We start from the raw sequence: 16,242 nt of genomic DNA, 5'->3' as shown, positions 1-16,242 counted from the left end.
TTATCGTTGTTGGTTAAGCGCTGCTTGTTGCGCGTTGCGTTTGTTCTGGTCAGGCACCAGACGATAGAAAGTCTCACCGGGCTTAATCATGCCCAGTTCATTGCGTGCACGCTCCTCGATCGCTTCCGAGCCGCCATTGAGATCGTCAATTTCGGCAAACAGCTGATCGTTTCGCGATTTCAGTTTGGCATTGTTTGCCTGTTGCACCGCGACATCATCATTGACGCGCGTATAGTCATGGATGCCATTTTTCCCCAGCCACAACGAATATTGCAGCCAGCCAAGCAGCACCAATAACAGTAACGTCAGTTTTCCCATCCCGCCCCCTAAAAACGGCCCAATCATCCCATAACTTTGCACAGGACTCCACACCAGCGGAGAAAATGGCGCGCTTTGCTGCGCGTCTGCGCAAAATATGAATCAGTACCGATTCAGACGGGAAAAGATTTGTAACCTGCCGATGCGTTTGCACATCAGCGCGGGCGCACTGAGGGCTTACCAGCCAGAGAGAAAAGAGAACATTAACCAGAAGAGCGTGACCACCATTATCACCGTGGCGAGCGCGGCCCACAGCCACTGTCCACTCAGCAGCGTATTCAGCGCGATACCCGTGACCACCGCAACCGGCAGCAGCGCCAGAAAGAATGGCCAGGTATAAAGAAAGAAGAACAGCGTGTTAGAGCCGAACAGCAGGAAAGGAATCGCCAGCGCGCACCAGTAAGCGAGAAAGCCGATAACGCCGCCCGGTAGCAATGAGCGCGGCTCATCCGGGGAGGAGTCATCTTTTCGAGCGAGCATTGGGGTAATGTTCTGCATAGGCATCCTGTTGGCGCGAGGGCGGCAAATCAGAAACGATTTGCCGCTGTCTCTTCAGGATTTGATGATATCGCGGTCACGCAGCAGGTCTAACAATTGGGCGGCGAGTTTTGTAACCAATTGTTCGCCATCCAGCTGGATTTCCGGGCTATCGGGCGCCTCATAGACGCTGTCGATGCCGGTGAAATTACGCAGTTCACCGGCGCGCGCTTTGCGATACAACCCTTTCGGATCACGCGCTTCACACACGGCTAACGGCGTATCGACAAATACCTCGATAAACTGTCCCGGCTCCAGCAGATCGCGCACCATCTGACGCTCGGCACGATGCGGCGAAATAAAGGCAGTGAGCACCACGAGTCCGGCATCCACCATCAGTTTCGCCACCTCACCGACGCGACGGATATTCTCTTTACGATCATCATCGCTGAAACCGAGGTCACGACAGAGGCCGTGACGCACATTGTCACCATCCAGCAGATAGGTGCTGACGCCGATGCGGTGCAGCGCCTGCTCCAGCGCACCGGCAACGGTGGATTTCCCCGAGCCCGAAAGCCCGGTGAACCACAGCACCACGCCCTGATGGCCATGCTGCTGTTCGCGAGAGGCGCGTGTCACCGGATGATCATGCCACACCACGTTATCGTCGTGCTGAGCCATTACTGACCGCCCAGCAGGTCGCGCGCATTCCAGTGTGGGAAGTGGCGGCGCACCAGCGCATTCAGTTCCAGCTCAAACGCGCTGAACTCGCCGGTATTAACCGGGGCATCATGGTTTGGCTGATGGATCATGCCGGCACCCACGGTGACGTTGCTCAGGCGATCGATAAAGATCATGCCGCCGGTTACCGGGTTCTGCTGATAGCTGTCGAGCACCATCGGTTCGTCAAAGGTGATCTCAATGCGACCGATACCGTTCAGCGGCAGCGTATCGACCTGACGCGTCTCCAGTGAGTTGATCTCGACCTGATGCAGCACCTTCTCTACCCGGCCACGGGTTTTCTTACCGGCGATTTTCAGGTCATAACTCTGACCGGCCTGCAGCGGCTGCTCTGCCATCCAGACCACGTCAACGCTGGCAGACTGAACCGCTGCCAGCTCTTCACTGGCATCCACCAGCAGATCGCCACGGCTGATATCAATCTCATCCTGCAGCACCAGGGTAATCGCTTCGCCTGCACCCGCTTCCTGCAGATCGCCATCGAAGGTCACAATGCGGGCAATGGTCGACTCCACGCCAGAAGGCAGCACTTTAACGCGCTGGCCTACCTGCACGCTGCCCGACGCCAGGGTGCCGGCATAGCCACGAAAATCGAGGTTCGGACGGTTGACATACTGCACCGGGAAACGCATCGGCTGATAATCGACGACGCGCTTCAGCTCCACGGTCTCCAGCACATCCAGCAGCGTCGGGCCGCTATACCACGGCATGGTCTGACTGGCAGAAGCGACGTTATCCCCTTCCAGCGCCGACATCGGCACAAAGCGGATATCGAGGTCTTCCGGCAGCTGCGCAGCAAAGTCGAGGTAATCCTGTTTGATCTGCTCGAAGCGCTCCTGGTTGTACTCCACCAGATCCATTTTATTGATTGCCACCACCAGGTGTTTGATCCCCAGCAGCGTCGAGATAAAGCTGTGGCGGCGGGTCTGATCCAGTACGCCTTTACGCGCATCGATCAGCAGGATCGCCAGATCGCAAGTTGACGCGCCGGTCGCCATGTTACGGGTGTACTGCTCATGTCCCGGCGTGTCGGCGATAATAAATTTACGCTTTTCGGTCGAGAAGTAGCGGTAGGCCACATCGATGGTAATGCCCTGCTCACGCTCAGCCTGCAGACCATCCACCAGCAGCGCCAGATCGAGCTTCTCGCCCTGGGTGCCGTGACGTTTGCTGTCGTTGTGCAGCGATGAGAGCTGATCTTCATAGATCTGACGGGTGTCGTGTAGCAGACGTCCAATCAGGGTACTTTTTCCGTCGTCAACGCTGCCGCAGGTCAGAAAACGCAGCAGGCTCTTGTGTTGTTGCGTGGTCAGCCAGGCTTCAACGCCGCCCTGGTCGGCAATCTGTTGTGCAATTACGGTATTCATCTGGCGTCTCCTTAGAAATAACCCTGACGTTTTTTCAGTTCCATCGAACCGGACTGATCGCGATCGATCATGCGGCCCTGACGCTCGCTGGTGGTGGAAACCAGCATCTCTTCGATGATCTCCGGCAGCGTCTGCGCTTCAGACTCTACCGCGCCGGTCAGCGGCCAGCAGCCGAGCGTACGGAAACGGACCATCCGTTCGGTGATCTCTTCACCCGGCTGCAGGTTGATGCGATCGTCATCGATCATCATCAGCATGCCATCACGCTCCAGCACCGGACGCGGTGCGGCGAGATAGAGCGGCACGATCTCGATGTTTTCCAGGAAGATGTACTGCCAGATATCCAGTTCGGTCCAGTTCGACAGCGGGAAGACGCGGATGCTTTCACCCTTGTTGATCTGACCGTTGTAGTTGTGCCACAGCTCAGGGCGCTGGTTTTTCGGATCCCAGCGATGGAAGCGGTCACGGAATGAGTAGATACGCTCTTTGGCGCGTGACTTCTCTTCATCACGACGTGCGCCGCCAAAGGCTGCATCAAAACCATATTTGTTCAGCGCCTGCTTCAGCCCTTCGGTTTTCATGATGTCAGTGTGTTTGGCACTGCCGTGAACAAAGGGGTTGATGCCCATCGCCACGCCTTCCGGGTTGCGGTGAACCAGCAACTCTGCGCCCATCGCTTTCACGGTGCGGTCGCGAAATTCGTACATTTCACGGAATTTCCAGCCGGTATCCACATGCAGCAACGGGAAGGGCAGCGTGCCTGGGTAGAAGGCTTTACGCGCCAGATGGAGCATGACCGAGGAGTCTTTGCCGATGGAGTACATCATCACCGGATTGCTGAACTCCGCCGCCACTTCGCGAATGATGTGGATACTCTCCGCCTCCAGCTGACGCAGATGAGTGAGTCGTTTTTGGTCCATGATTTTCCCTCAAGCCAGATTGACAACGGCGGACTCGCGAGCCCCCTGCTGTGCTGAATGTTTAAACCAGGCGAGTTGCCCGTGCAGATTAACCACCTCTCCGATCACCAGCAGCGCCGGAGTGGGTGCCGAGGCGGCCAGCGCCTCAAGTTGTTCTAAGGTGCCGGTCAGCACCTGTTGATCCTGACGGGTGCCGCGACTGATCACCGCCACCGGCGTTGATGGCGCGCGACCGTGCTGAATCAGCGCCTCGCTGATGGCAGCGGCTTTAACGGTTCCCATGTAGATCGCCAGCGTCTGACGCGCACGCGCCAGCGATGGCCAGTCAATGTCATCCCCATCGGGACGGCAGTGACCGGTAATAAACATCACGCTCTGCGCGTAGTCGCGGTGGGTCAGCGGAATACCGGCATAGGCCGTCGCACCGGCTGCCGCGGTGACGCCCGGCACCACCTGGAACGGCACACCCGCCTGCTGAGCCGCCTGCAGCTCTTCGCCGCCGCGGCCAAAGATAAAGGGATCGCCGCCCTTGAGGCGCACGACGCGCTTGCCTTTCAGCGCCAGTGAAACCAGCATCTGATTGATCTCTTCCTGCGGCAACGTGTGCGCGCTGGCCCGTTTGCCGACGCAGATGCGATCGGCATCGCGGCGCACCAGATCCAGCACCTCTTCGCTGACCAGATGGTCGTAGAGCACCACATCGGCTAACTGCATCACCTGCAGGCCACGCAGCGTCAGCAGACCGCTGTCGCCCGGCCCGGCGCCCACCAGAAAGATCTCGCCCTGACGTGTCGGCTCTTCCTGCAGCTCACGGTCCAGCGTGCGTTTCGCCTCTTCGACGTTACCGGCAGACATCTCACTGGCGAACCGGCCATCGAAAGCGCGTTCCCAGAAGCGCCGACGGTCAGACATGCGGCTGAAGCGCTGTTTAACTTTATCGCGCCAGAGTCCGGCCACTTCAGCCATCTGACCCAGACTGGCAGGCAGCAGCGTTTCGATTTTTTCGCGCAGCATGCGTGCCAGCACCGGTGCGGTGCCGCTGGAGGAGATCGCCACCACCAGCGGTGAGCGGTCAACAATCGAGGGGAAGATAAAGGTGCATTTTGGCTGGTCATCCACCACGTTAACCAGCTTATGCCGCGCATTGGCGGCTTCAAACACCTGGGTGTTGAGATGGTTGTCGTCGGTGGCGGCAATCACCAGGAAAACGCCATCCAGCTGGGCCGGGTCAAATTCGGTCGCCAGCCACTCCAGCTCCTGCTTATCCAGCAGTGCCTGCAGTTCAGGGCAGAGTTCACGAGATGCGATCAGAACGCGCGCGCGTGCACGGCGCAGCAGTTCAATTTTTCGCGCCGCAATATCTCCCCCGCCGACAACCAGAACCGGGCGGCCAGAAAGATCGGCAAAAAGAGGCAAATAGTCCACGTTAACCCTGATGTTTTAACTTTGTATTAACGCGACTATACGTCGCTGGGTTTATCCAGATGAAATTACGAATTGGAATGAGTAGTTACCGAATGGAATAACGACGCCGCAAAGCACAGAACAATTTGGTCTTAACAGATGAAATTTAATGGCTTTTTCGTGAACAGGCTCACATATTGAAAGCCACACCTGCGGCAGCAAAAGCAGATAAGTGCCAGCGATAATGGTCCGTTACGCCTTTCGGTAGTGACAGCGCCCGATTCCACTAACAAAGTCACGGGACAAAAAGGATATAATGCGCGCGGCATGGCTGGCCCTGGCCCCCATGCGGAACGGCTCCCGAATAATGAAAAAGGATGCACTATGTTTTATTCCCTCCGCTTGAGGGTAGCGACAATTTTATTTGGCGCACTCATTTCTCCGCTGGCTCTGGCCACTCCGCCTGGCCAGTTTGCCGAACAGCAGGTCCGGCACATCGCCACCTTGTTTCCTGGCCGGATGAGCGGCAGCCCGGCTGAGCTGATGGCAGCCGACTACCTGCAACAGCAATTTACCGCGCTGGGGTATAAGACCAATACCCGCCAGTTCAGGACCGGCTATAAGTGGCAGGAAGAGGACGGCACGCAGCGCTGGCATAAGCTCACGGCAACCTCGGTGATTGCCGCGCGTGCAGGCAGCGTGCCGCAGGAGATTCTGATCGTGGCACATCTGGATACCTGGACGCCGCAAAATAGCAGCCAGGCCCAGCACAACCTGGGCGGCTTACGCCTGCAGGGCGTCGATGATAATGCATCGGGTCTTGGCGTGATGCTGGAGCTGGCACAGCAGCTGAGCCGCAAACCGCTGCACTACGGCATACGTTTTGTGGCCCTGAGCGCCGGAGAGGCAGATCTGCACGGCATGGATGATTATGTTGAGCGGATGAGCACGCGTGAGAAGAAGAATACCCTGCTGGTCATCGATCTGAATAGCCTGATCACCGGCGATCATCTCTATTTTAACAGCGGCATGAATACGCCCCGGGCGGTACGCAAGCAGACCAGCGAACGTGCCCTGTTGCTGGCACGTCAGCAGGGCATTCCCGCAGCCAGTCATCAGCTGAACCGTAAAGACTTTGACGCTCTTAATGCCTTCGACAAGGCGGGCTTTCCGCTGCTGGATGTGACCGCCAGCAACTGGACGCTGGGTAATAAAGATGGTGCGCTGCAGCGTCATCGTAGTCCCCACTTTCCTGATGGCGTTACCCGCCATCAGACTGACCTGGATAATCTGAGCTATCTCGACCGCTGGCTGCCGGGGCAGATAACCTTGCGAACCCGCGACAGCGTTCGCGTGCTGCTGCCGCTGCTCAGTGAACTGACCAATCCCAAAGTGTAAGGATCTGACATGTACGTGGTCTTTCTGAATTACGTTCGTCCGGTAGAAGAAGTTGAAGCGCTGCTGGCAGCCCATATCGAATGGCTGGATCGCTATTTTGACGCGGGCTTTTTTATTGCAGCGGGACGTAAAGATCCGCGCACGGGCGGCATGTTACTGGTCAGGGAGATGGAACGAGAAGAGCTGGATGCAATTTTAGCGGAAGATCCGTTTGTCACGGTGGCAGAGTATGAGGTGACGAAAGTGAATGTGACCCGTGCAGCAGAGGCGTTTGCCGGATTAAAAGGCGCTTAGCTTTCCGCCTGACTGCAGCCAAAATCTTCTCTCCCTGTGTTGGGGGAGAGAAGTCCTGCGTCAGCCTTCGTGCAGACCACACTCGCGCTTGAGGCCGAAGAAGCGCGTCTCTTCTTCTGCCATACCCGGCTCCCACTTGCGGGTGGTATGGGTATCGCCCACCGAGAGATAGCCTTCATCCCACAGCGGATGGTACTTCAGCTTATGCTGCTCCAGATACTGATGAATCTGGCGGTTATCCCAGTCGATAATCGGCAGCAGCTTAAAGACGCCACGCTGGACGCCCAGCACCGGCAGATTCGCCCGGCTGCCCGACTGGTCGCGGCGCAATCCGGCAAACCAGGTCTGTGCGCCCAGGGTTTCAATGGCGCGATTCATCGGCTCAACTTTGTTGATCTCGTTATATTTCTCAATCCCCTCGACGCCCTGCTCCCACAGTTTGCCGTAGCGCGCTTCCTGCCAGGCCGGTGAGGTTTCGGCGCGGAACACTTTAAGGTTGAGATTGAGCTGGTCCGCCAGCTCATCAATAAAACGATAGGTCTCCGGGAACAGATAGCCGGTGTCGGTCAGGATCACCGGAATATCGGGCTGCTGACGCGTCACCAGATGCAGCGACACCGCGGCCTGAATACCGAAACTGGAGGAGAGCACATAGGCACCCGGCAGATTCTCCAGCGCCCAACTGACCCGCTCTTCCGCAGATGACTTCTCCAGCTGCGCATTGGTCGCGGCCAGCGCCATAGCACGCTGGACTTTGGACATCTCATTCAGTGCTGCGAGGTCGGGGTGACTCATTTTGCTTCCTCCCAAAAATCGCGTGCCGGGTCCAGCACCGGCGCAACAATGCCCGCGCGGATAGTGAAGTCACCAAAGCCTTCAGCGGCCTGGCGCTCAGTGGCCCAGCGTCCCACCAGCTCATCAATGGTGGCGAGAATTTCGCTTTCGTTAATGTTTTCACGGTACATGCGGGGAATACGCGTTCCGCTGCGGTTTCCACCCAGATGCAGGTTGTAGCGACCTGGCGCTTTACCCACCAGACCCAGCTCAGCCAGCATGGCACGGCCACAGCCGTTGGGACAACCGGTAACGCGTAACACTATGTGCTCATCGCCAACGCCATGCGCATGCATGATCCCTTCCACTTTGGTCACGAAGGCAGGCAGGAAGCGCTCGGCTTCTGCCATCGCCAGCGGACAGGTCGGGAACGCCACGCAGGCCATCGAGTTTTCGCGCTGTGCCGTAACGTGATCCATCAGACCATGTTCGCGCGCGATTGCTTCGATCTGCGCTTTTTCGCTTTCCGGCACGCCCGCCACAATCAGGTTCTGGTTAGCGGTCAGGCGGAAATCGCCCTGATGGATTTTCGCAATTTCAGCGATGCCGCTTTTCAGCGGTCGGCCCGGATAGTCGAGCAGGCGACCATTTTCGATAAACAGCGTCAGGTGCCATTTGTTGTCGATGCCTTTAATCCAGCCAATGCGATCGCCACGGGTGGTGAACTCATAAGGACGGATCGGCTCAAACGTCACGCCTGCCCGTTTTTCAACTTCGGCTTTAAAGGTCTCGACGCCAACGCGTTCCAGCGTGTACTTGGTTTTGGCGTTTTTACGGTCGGTGCGGTTACCCCAGTCGCGCTGCGTCGTGACCACCGCCTCGGCAACGTCGAGGATCTTCTCCACCGGGAAATAGCCAAACTCGCTGGCGGTCCGCGCATAGGTCGCTTTGTTACCGTGCTCAATCGACAGCCCGCCACCCACCAGCAGGTTAAAGCCCACCAGCTTGCCGTGCTCGGCGACAGCGACAAAGTTCAGATCGTTGGCGTGCAGATCCACGTCGTTATGCGGCGGGATCACCACGGTGGTTTTGAATTTACGCGGCAGATACGTTTCACCGAGGATCGGCTCTTCGTCGGTGGTGGCGACTTTTTCTTTATCCCACCAGATCTCCGCATAGGCACGGGTGCGTGGCAGCAGATGCTCAGAGAGTTTCTTCGCCCACTCATACGCTTCCTGATGCAGTTCCGACTCAACCGGGTTCGACGTACAGAGCACGTTACGGTTAACGTCGTTGGCGGTCGCCAGCGCATCCAGCCCCACTTCATGCAGCATCTGATGCGTCGGCTTAACGTTCTTCTTCAGAATGCCGTGAAACTGGAAGGTCTGACGGTTAGTCAGACGGATGCTGCCATAGATGGTTTTGTCGGTGGCAAATTTGTCGATGGCCAGCCACTGGGTCGGCGTAATGATGCCGCCCGGCAACCGGCAACGCAGCATCATGGCGTGGCGTGGCTCCAGCTTCTGCTCCGCACGTTCGGCACGAATATCGCGATCGTCCTGCTGGTACATGCCGTGAAAACGAATCAGCAGGAAGTTGTCGCCGGTAAAACCGCCGGTCAGACCCTCTTCCAGATCTTCTTTAATGGTGCCGCGCAGATAGTTGCTCTGCTTCTTCAGACGCTCAGCGTCTGCTAATTTGCCTTCTACAACCAGCGGTCCAGGGTGTTTATCGCTCATTAGTAAACGTCTCGCTGATAACGGCGCTCAATGCGCAGCTCACTTAAAAATTCGTCGGCCGTTTCACGATCCATTCCGCCGTGTTCGACCACCACATCCAGCAATGCCTGCTCGACGTCTTTTGCCATACGATTCGCATCGCCACAGACATAAAGATGCGCGCCCTCTTCAATCCAGCGCCACACTTCGGCCCCTTTCGCGCGGATCTTATCCTGTACGTAAATCTTCTCTGCCTGATCGCGTGACCAGGCGAGGTCGATATGGGTCAGCAGACCATCCTTAACATATTTCTGCCACTCTACCTGATAGAGGAAATCGTCGGTGAAGTGCGGATTACCAAAGAATAGCCAGTTTTTGCCGCCGGCACCGTCGTTGTCGCGCTGCTGCATAAAGGCGCGGAACGGCGCGATGCCGGTGCCCGGGCCAATCATGATCACCGGCGCATCCGGATTAGCCGGCAGGCGGAAGTTGTCGTTGTGTTCGATGAAGACCCGGACTTCGCCCTCTTCTTCGATGCGATCGGCCAGCCAGGTCGATGCACCGCCGCCACGCTGGCGACCTTCAATATCAAAGCGAACGGCACCGACGGTGATATGCACTTCGGTATCGGTTTCAGCCTGCGAAGAGGCGATAGAGTAGAGTCGCGGCGTCAGCGGTCGCAGCAGGCCGGTCAGCTGTTCAGCGCTGAGTTCAGACGGTGCCAGGCGCACCATATCCACAATCGGATAGTGCTGCGCATAGTGCTGCAGCCTGGCTTTATCATCCACCAGTGAGAGCAACTCCGCGTTGCGTGACAGCTGGGCATACTGCGCCACGATCTGCGCGGTGTTAACCGTCAGCTCGAAATGCTTCTGCAGCGCCTCCGCCAGCGGCAGGGTTTTCCCCTGAACCTCTACCGGCTCATCGCCTTTCAGCCAGACCAGCTCCAGCAGTTCGCTGACCAGCGCCGCATCGTTCTCATACCAGACGCCCAGCGCATCGCCAGGCTGGTAGCGCAGACCGGAATCGCCCAGATCGATTTCGATATGGCGCACATCTTTATCTGAGTCCCGTCCGGTAATTTTCTGATTCACCGCCAGACTCGCGCTGAGCGGCGACTCTTTAGTATAGGGGCTGGTGGTGACTTCGTTGACGCTGCCGGCTGCTGTCGCCGCAGCCTGCGCCGGAGATTCGGTCGGCACGCGTTTCTTGAGAATTTCCGTCAGTGCATTGCGCCAGGCGGCGGCCTGCTCTGCATACTCAACATCCGCATCAACGCGATCCAGCAGACGCTCGCCGCCCAGCTCCGCCAGTCGGCTGTCAAAATCTTTACCCGCCTGACTGAAGAATTCATAAGAGGTGTCGCCCAGGCCAAACACTGCGAAGGCGGCACCCTCCATTTTCGGTGCCTTTTTTGACATCAGGAATTTATGCAGCGCCACCGCCTCTTCTGGCGGTTCGCCTTCGCCCTGGGTGGAGGTTACAACCACCAGCATTTTTTCCTGGCCAATCTGTTTGAACTTGTAATCACCGGCATTCACCAGGTTTACGTTCAGCTTTGCGGCCAGCAGGTCATCACGCAACTGCTCAGCCAGACGACGTGCGTTGCCGGTCTGGGAAGCGGAAAGCAGCGTAATGGCGGGCGCTTCGGCCGGAGCCGGAGCAGATGCAGTGCTGGCGACGGCGCTACCCGGGGTCTGTTCCACCCTGCCCCAGAAATAGCCTGACAGCCACGCCAGTTGAGTCGGGGAATAATCTGTCGTCGCCGCCTGTAAGCGAGCGAGTTGTTCCGGGGAGAGCGGAAGCATTGAACCAGGTGCCTGAGTCGTCATCGCGTTAAAAATTCCAGTATCAGAAGTCCGGACCGTAAAATGGCGGAAGAGTGCGTAGGTTACCGGTCCGTATATTAACGATTAAATACACCTTCGACATATCAAATAACCAAAATGACTAAATGGTTTTCCAGGTAGGAATAATCGTTAAAAGTGGTAAGCAAAGCGGTGATATATCAGTTAATTAGCTGGACGCAACTGTATAAACGCGCAGGAAAAGTATCGGTTTGTGCGGTTCGGGTGCGAAAAAAGCGGTAATCAGGTAGAATTCAGCGGTTTTTTAATGTCTGAGAACCATTATGTCTACCACCTTGTTTAAAGAGTTCCAGTTCGAAGCCGCGCATCATCTACCGAATGTGCCGGCCGGACACAAATGTGGCCGTCTGCACGGTCATTCGTTCCTGGTTCGTCTGGAGATTACCGGCGAAGTGGATGCGCATACCGGCTGGGTTATGGATTTTGCTGAGCTGAAGGCGGCGTTTAAGCCGGTCTACAATCGGCTGGACCACTACTATCTGAATGATATTCCCGGCCTGGAAAATCCCACCAGCGAAGTGCTGGCGAAATGGATCTGGGATCAGATGAAGCCGCAACTGCCGCTGCTTAGCGCGGTGATGATCAAAGAAACCTGCACCGCAGGCTGCGTTTACCGCGGCTAACCCTGTCGGATCGAACCCTTCGATCCGACGCGGATTTTCTCTCCGTTCTGCCTCTGACGCTCAACGCTTTCCTGTGGTTAAAGGCTCATTGCGTGCCGCTTTATCAGGATCAGGCGATATTGAGATATTTATGGGTCTGCATCGACAGACGCCAGTTACGGGCAATGCAGGTCTCAATACAGAGCCGGGTTGCATCATCTTTGCGGCTGATCGGCTGCAGGGCGATGATACGCGCTTTGGTGTCATCAATGCCTGCCAGCAGCCGATCCAGCGCTTCCACATCACGCTCGCGCGCTACCGGATGCTTGATTTCATCGGCCCGGCTCAGCGCCTGGGGCAGCACATCGTAGCCGCCGCGCATGTTGACCTTCGGTGAGACGGTCACCCAGGTCCGTTCAGAACAGTGAATCTCGTGGGTTCCGCTGGTCTCAATCTGGCACTGGAAACCGTGCTGCTCCAGCGCAGTGGTTAACGGACGCAGATCGTAAATCGCCGGTTCACCACCGGTGATGACCACATGACGCGCCGTCCAGCCCTGCTGCGCAATGGCACTCACCAGGGTCGCCGCGTCGGCATCACCCCAGGCGTCGCTTTCCACCGTCTTGATCAAAATATCGCCCAGCGACGTTTCCCGATCTGTCCGCTTTTCCCAGGTGTGTTTGGTATCGCACCAGCTACAGCCCACCGGGCATCCCTGCAAACGAATGAAAATGGCAGGCACGCCGGTGTAATAACCTTCGCCCTGCAGTGTCTGGAACATTTCGTTAATCGGGTATTGCATTACGGACTCGCTTGAAAAAAACAGGGCGCTGATTATGGCAGATTTGCCGCGCAGCTCAACCACGCGTTGTGCCTTTTCTCCGCGCCGGACAAAACACAAATGAGGGGCTTCAGATGGCTGACAGGCGCAAAACGTGGATGGCCAGGACCGAAGAGCAAAGCGTCCCGCGCTCAGGACAAAAACGCCGGAAGCGTTTTTGAACAACGCAAAACGTTGTCCCGGTAACGGGCGTACCTCAGGGATGAGGTGCGTAATCGCGCGGACCCGGCCGGCAGAGATGCCGCTTTGGCGATCGGGCCTTGCCATCTGCGTCTGCACACCGCCACCAACAAAAAGCCCCGCACAAGGCGGGGCTTCAGAGGCCGATGATGTCACTTAGCGCGACATCAACGCACAGTCATTACTGACCTTTAACTTCTTTCAGACCGTTGAATGGCGCTTTAGAACCCAGCGCTTCTTCGATACGGATCAGCTGGTTGTACTTAGCAACACGGTCAGAACGGCTCATTGAACCGGTTTTGATCTGGCCCGCTGCAGTACCTACCGCCAGGTCAGCGATGGTCGCATCTTCGGTTTCGCCTGAACGGTGAGAGATCACGGCAGTGTAGCCCGCGTCTTTCGCCATTTTGATCGCAGCCAGAGTTTCGGTCAGAGAACCGATCTGGTTGAATTTGATCAGAATGGAGTTAGCGATACCTTTATCGATACCTTCTTTCAGAATTTTGGTGTTGGTAACGAACAGGTCATCACCCACCAGCTGGATTTTGTCGCCCAGTACTTTGGTCTGGTAAGCGAAGCCGTCCCAGTCAGATTCGTCCAGGCCATCTTCGATAGAAACGATCGGATACTGTTTAGTCAGATCTTCCAGGAAGTGGGTGAACTCTTCAGAGGTAAACGATTTACCGCCTTCACCGGCCAGAACGTATTTGCCATCTTTGTAGAACTCAGATGCCGCACAGTCCATCGCCAGGGTGATGTCTTTGCCCAGCTCGTAGCCTGCTGCTTTTACCGCTTCAGCGATAACAGCCAGCGCTTCGGCGTTGGAACCCAGGTTAGGCGCGTAGCCGCCTTCGTCACCCACTGCAGTGCTCATGCCTTTGCTTTTCAGCACTTTTGCCAGGCTGTGGAACACTTCAGAACCCATACGGATGGCTTCTTTCAGGTTCGGAGCGCCAACCGGCTGGATCATGAATTCCTGGATGTCGACGTTGTTGTCGGCATGTTCGCCGCCGTTGATGATGTTCATCATTGGCAGTGGCATAGAGTATTTGCCTGGGGTGCCGTTCAGTTCAGCGATGTGCTCATACAGCGGCTGACCTTTAGAGGCTGCAGCGGCTTTAGCAGCTGCCAGTGAAACAGCCAGAATGGCGTTAGCACCGAAGTTAGATTTGTTCTCAGTACCGTCCAGGTCGATCATGATCTTATCGATGTTCGCCTGATCTTTCGCGTCTTTGCCTTTTACCGCTTCAGCAATCGGACCGTTTACTGCAGCAACGGCTTTGGTTACGCCTTTGCCCAGATAACGTGATTTGTCACCGTCACGCAGTTCCAGCGCTTCGCGTGAACCGGTAGAGGCACCTGATGGTGCAGCTGCCAGGCCTACGAAACCGCCTTCCAGATGCACTTCAGCTTCAACAGTCGGGTTACCACGTGAGTCGATAATTTCGCGACCGATGACTTTTACGATTTTGGACATTACGATTTTCCTCAGTACAAGTTAGTCAATCCTAAGACAAGCAACGCGCGAAAAGTTCGCGCGCTGCCTGTGAAACTTACTTCGCTAAACGCTTCTGATGCTCATGTGCGGCTTTAACAAAGCCGGCAAACAACGGATGGCCGTCGCGTGGGGTCGAGGTAAACTCAGGATGGAACTGGCAGGCCACAAACCACGGATGGTTCGGGATCTCGATAATCTCAACCAGTTGATCATCACCAGAGCGACCTGCTACGCGCAGACCGGCTGCTTCAATCTGCTTTAACAGCATATTGTTCACTTCATAGCGGTGGCGATGGCGCTCAACGATAGTGTCAGAGCCGTAGAGCTGGCGAACCTGGCTGCCCGGCGTTAACTGACACTGCTGGCTGCCCAGACGCATGGTGCCGCCCAGATCGCTCTGCTCGCTGCGGACTTCGACGTTGCCATCTTCGTCACGCCATTCGGTGATTAATGCCACCACCGGATATTTACAGTCTGGCACAAATTCCGTGGAGTTGGCGCCTGGCATCCCGGCGACATTGCGGGCGAACTCCATCAGCGCAACCTGCATGCCCAGGCAGATGCCCAGGTACGGCACGTTGTTTTCACGTGCATACTGCGCGGTCATCAGCTTGCCTTCCACGCCACGGTAACCGAAGCCACCCGGGATCAGAATCGCATCCAGATCTTTCAGTAATTCGACACCGCGTGATTCAACATCCTGCGAATCGATCAGTTTGATGTTCACGGTGACGCGATTTTTCAGGCCGCCATGTTTCAGCGCTTCGATGACCGACTTGTAGGCATCCGGCAATTCCACATACTTGCCCACCATACCGATGGTGACTTCACCACCCGGATTGGCTTCTTCGTAGATCACCTGCTCCCATTCGGCCAGGTTGGCTTCCGGTGCATTCAGGTTGAAGCGCTTGCAGATATAGTCATCCAGGCCCTGCGATTTCAGCATGCCAGGAATCTTGTAGATGGAATCAACGTCTTTCAGCGAGATAACCGCTTTTTCAGGGACGTTACAGAACAGGGCGATTTTAGCGCGTTCGTTGGCCGGTACGGCACGGTCAGAACGGCAAATCAGCACGTCTGGCTGAATACCAATCGACAGCAGCTCTTTCACCGAGTGCTGGGTCGGTTTGGTTTTCACTTCACCGGCAGCCGCCATATACGGCACCAGCGTCAGGTGCATATACATGGTGTGTTCGCGGCCCACATCAACGGCCATCTGGCGAATCGCTTCCAGGAACGGCAGTGATTCGATATCCCCGACCGTGCCGCCGATTTCGACCAGTACCACATCATGACCTTCACCGCCTTCAATAATGCGTTCTTTGATGGCGTTGGTGATGTGCGGAATAACCTGAATGGTTGCGCCCAGATAGTCGCCACGGCGCTCTTTGCGCAGGACTTCTGAGTAGATACGGCCAGTGGTGAAGTTGTTACGACGCGACATTTTGGTACGGATGAAGCGCTCGTAGTGACCCAAATCCAGATCGGTTTCAGCGCCGTCATCAGTGACGAAAACTTCACCGTGCTGCGTCGGGCTCATGGTGCCTGGATCCACGTTGATATACGGGTCCAGCTTCATGATGGTCACGTTCAGACCACGGGCTTCGAGAATGGCTGCGAGGGAGGCTGCGGCAATGCCTTTACCCAGAGAGGAAACGACCCCGCCGGTCACAAAAATATAATTCGTTGTCATGCTGAACCTGAGAGTTTAGGTTTAAAGACGGTGGAATAACCAGGACGGGAAAACAGTATACTGGAAACCGCTATCAGCCACAATTGATGAATCACCGCCATCCTCCAACGCATTGCTGCGGCTAACATAGCCGATAGCCGCCAATGAAA

The 16,242-nt window shown here is 56.4% G+C and carries 15 protein-coding genes; 3 read left to right on the top strand and 12 right to left on the bottom strand.

Annotated features, from left to right (window positions below; translation table 11 throughout):
- The 6 genes from ftsB to cysG form a co-directional block, all read right to left on the bottom strand.
- The gene (ftsB, locus tag HFD95_RS19835; protein WP_010248545.1) at positions 1 to 318 is read right to left on the bottom strand and encodes a cell division protein FtsB; all 318 of its coding nucleotides are present in this window, start codon (positions 316 to 318) and stop codon (positions 1 to 3) included.
- A 177-nt stretch (positions 319 to 495) separates the two neighbouring features.
- Complete coding sequence (locus tag HFD95_RS19830; protein WP_010248547.1) at positions 496 to 816, bottom strand: DUF3561 family protein; 321 nt, start codon at positions 814 to 816, stop codon at positions 496 to 498.
- 54 nt (positions 817 to 870) lie between these two features.
- Entirely contained in the window at positions 871 to 1,476 is a 606-nt protein-coding gene (gene cysC / locus HFD95_RS19825; RefSeq protein ID WP_010672130.1) for an adenylyl-sulfate kinase, read from the bottom strand.
- Positions 1,476 to 2,903 (bottom strand): sulfate adenylyltransferase subunit CysN, encoded by a 1,428-nt coding sequence (cysN, locus tag HFD95_RS19820; RefSeq protein ID WP_167430637.1) that lies wholly within the window; start codon positions 2,901 to 2,903, stop codon positions 1,476 to 1,478. The genes cysC and cysN overlap by 1 nt, the downstream gene beginning before the upstream one ends.
- 11 nt (positions 2,904 to 2,914) lie before the next feature.
- Positions 2,915 to 3,823 carry a sulfate adenylyltransferase subunit CysD gene (gene cysD / locus HFD95_RS19815; protein WP_010248554.1) on the bottom strand — a complete coding sequence of 303 codons (909 nt, stop codon included), beginning with the start codon at positions 3,821 to 3,823 and terminating at the stop codon, positions 2,915 to 2,917.
- Between the two features lie 9 nt (positions 3,824 to 3,832).
- Positions 3,833 to 5,248 carry a siroheme synthase CysG gene (gene cysG / locus HFD95_RS19810; RefSeq protein WP_010672131.1) on the bottom strand — a complete coding sequence of 472 codons (1,416 nt, stop codon included), beginning with the start codon at positions 5,246 to 5,248 and terminating at the stop codon, positions 3,833 to 3,835.
- 363 nt (positions 5,249 to 5,611) lie between these two features.
- Between cysG and HFD95_RS19805 the strand changes: the two genes are divergently transcribed.
- On the top strand, positions 5,612 to 6,625 hold the full coding sequence (locus tag HFD95_RS19805; RefSeq protein ID WP_010672132.1) for an aminopeptidase: 1,014 nt from the start codon (positions 5,612 to 5,614) through the stop codon (positions 6,623 to 6,625).
- Positions 6,626 to 6,634: 9 nt separating this feature from the next.
- The gene (locus HFD95_RS19800; RefSeq protein ID WP_010248560.1) at positions 6,635 to 6,919 is read left to right on the top strand and encodes a YciI family protein; all 285 of its coding nucleotides are present in this window, start codon (positions 6,635 to 6,637) and stop codon (positions 6,917 to 6,919) included.
- 60 nt (positions 6,920 to 6,979) lie between these two features.
- Here HFD95_RS19800 and HFD95_RS19795 read toward each other — a convergent pair whose 3' ends face one another.
- The 3 genes from HFD95_RS19795 to cysJ are packed head-to-tail and all read right to left on the bottom strand — an operon-like array spanning position 6,980 to position 11,243.
- On the bottom strand, positions 6,980 to 7,714 hold the full coding sequence (locus HFD95_RS19795; RefSeq protein WP_010248562.1) for a phosphoadenylyl-sulfate reductase: 735 nt from the start codon (positions 7,712 to 7,714) through the stop codon (positions 6,980 to 6,982).
- The gene (gene cysI, locus HFD95_RS19790; RefSeq protein WP_022623798.1) at positions 7,711 to 9,432 is read right to left on the bottom strand and encodes an assimilatory sulfite reductase (NADPH) hemoprotein subunit; all 1,722 of its coding nucleotides are present in this window, start codon (positions 9,430 to 9,432) and stop codon (positions 7,711 to 7,713) included. The genes HFD95_RS19795 and cysI overlap by 4 nt, the downstream gene beginning before the upstream one ends.
- Positions 9,432 to 11,243 (bottom strand): NADPH-dependent assimilatory sulfite reductase flavoprotein subunit, encoded by a 1,812-nt coding sequence (gene cysJ / locus HFD95_RS19785; protein ID WP_022623799.1) that lies wholly within the window; start codon positions 11,241 to 11,243, stop codon positions 9,432 to 9,434. Before cysJ ends, cysI begins: the two co-directional genes overlap by 1 nt.
- A 299-nt stretch (positions 11,244 to 11,542) precedes the next feature.
- Here cysJ and queD point away from each other — a divergent pair, with 299 nt between their 5' ends.
- Complete coding sequence (gene queD, locus HFD95_RS19780; protein WP_010248568.1) at positions 11,543 to 11,902, top strand: 6-carboxytetrahydropterin synthase QueD; 360 nt, start codon at positions 11,543 to 11,545, stop codon at positions 11,900 to 11,902.
- 109 nt (positions 11,903 to 12,011) lie between these two features.
- On the opposite strand, the gene queE is transcribed toward queD, so the two are convergent.
- The 3 genes from queE to pyrG all read right to left on the bottom strand — a co-directional run bounded on the left by queE (position 12,012) and on the right by pyrG (position 16,093).
- Positions 12,012 to 12,683 (bottom strand): 7-carboxy-7-deazaguanine synthase QueE, encoded by a 672-nt coding sequence (gene queE, locus HFD95_RS19775; protein ID WP_010248569.1) that lies wholly within the window; start codon positions 12,681 to 12,683, stop codon positions 12,012 to 12,014.
- 400 nt (positions 12,684 to 13,083) lie between these two features.
- Complete coding sequence (gene eno, locus HFD95_RS19770; protein ID WP_010248571.1) at positions 13,084 to 14,379, bottom strand: phosphopyruvate hydratase; 1,296 nt, start codon at positions 14,377 to 14,379, stop codon at positions 13,084 to 13,086.
- A gap of 76 nt (positions 14,380 to 14,455) precedes the next feature.
- A complete protein-coding gene (gene pyrG / locus HFD95_RS19765; RefSeq protein WP_010248572.1) occupies positions 14,456 to 16,093 on the bottom strand; it encodes a glutamine hydrolyzing CTP synthase in 1,638 nt (545 codons plus the stop codon).
- Positions 16,094 to 16,242: the final 149 nt, after the last annotated feature.

The organism is Pantoea sp. EKM10T (assembly GCF_011800685.1).
Classification (GTDB): domain Bacteria; phylum Pseudomonadota; class Gammaproteobacteria; order Enterobacterales; family Enterobacteriaceae; genus Pantoea; species Pantoea agglomerans.
Note: the sequence above shows the minus strand (reverse complement) of the source record. Positions and strands in the feature narration are given on the sequence as shown.

Bases quoted from the DNA above. Each gene is read 5' to 3' on its own strand.
- ftsB (WP_010248545.1), bottom strand. From the start codon at position 318: ATGGGAAAACTGACGTTACTGTTATTGGTGCTGCTTGGCTGGCTGCAA.
- HFD95_RS19830 (WP_010248547.1), bottom strand. From the start codon at position 816: ATGCAGAACATTACCCCAATGCTCGCTCGAAAAGATGACTCCTCCCCG.
- cysC (WP_010672130.1), bottom strand. From the start codon at position 1,476: ATGGCTCAGCACGACGATAACGTGGTGTGGCATGATCATCCGGTGACA.
- cysN (WP_167430637.1), bottom strand. From the start codon at position 2,903: ATGAATACCGTAATTGCACAACAGATTGCCGACCAGGGCGGCGTTGAA.
- cysD (WP_010248554.1), bottom strand. From the start codon at position 3,823: ATGGACCAAAAACGACTCACTCATCTGCGTCAGCTGGAGGCGGAGAGT.
- HFD95_RS19805 (WP_010672132.1), top strand. From the start codon at position 5,612: ATGTTTTATTCCCTCCGCTTGAGGGTAGCGACAATTTTATTTGGCGCA.
- HFD95_RS19800 (WP_010248560.1), top strand. From the start codon at position 6,635: ATGTACGTGGTCTTTCTGAATTACGTTCGTCCGGTAGAAGAAGTTGAA.
- HFD95_RS19795 (WP_010248562.1), bottom strand. From the start codon at position 7,714: ATGAGTCACCCCGACCTCGCAGCACTGAATGAGATGTCCAAAGTCCAG.
- cysI (WP_022623798.1), bottom strand. From the start codon at position 9,432: ATGAGCGATAAACACCCTGGACCGCTGGTTGTAGAAGGCAAATTAGCA.
- cysJ (WP_022623799.1), bottom strand. From the start codon at position 11,243: ATGACGACTCAGGCACCTGGTTCAATGCTTCCGCTCTCCCCGGAACAA.
- queD (WP_010248568.1), top strand. From the start codon at position 11,543: ATGTCTACCACCTTGTTTAAAGAGTTCCAGTTCGAAGCCGCGCATCAT.
- queE (WP_010248569.1), bottom strand. From the start codon at position 12,683: ATGCAATACCCGATTAACGAAATGTTCCAGACACTGCAGGGCGAAGGT.
- eno (WP_010248571.1), bottom strand. From the start codon at position 14,379: ATGTCCAAAATCGTAAAAGTCATCGGTCGCGAAATTATCGACTCACGT.
- pyrG (WP_010248572.1), bottom strand. From the start codon at position 16,093: ATGACAACGAATTATATTTTTGTGACCGGCGGGGTCGTTTCCTCTCTG.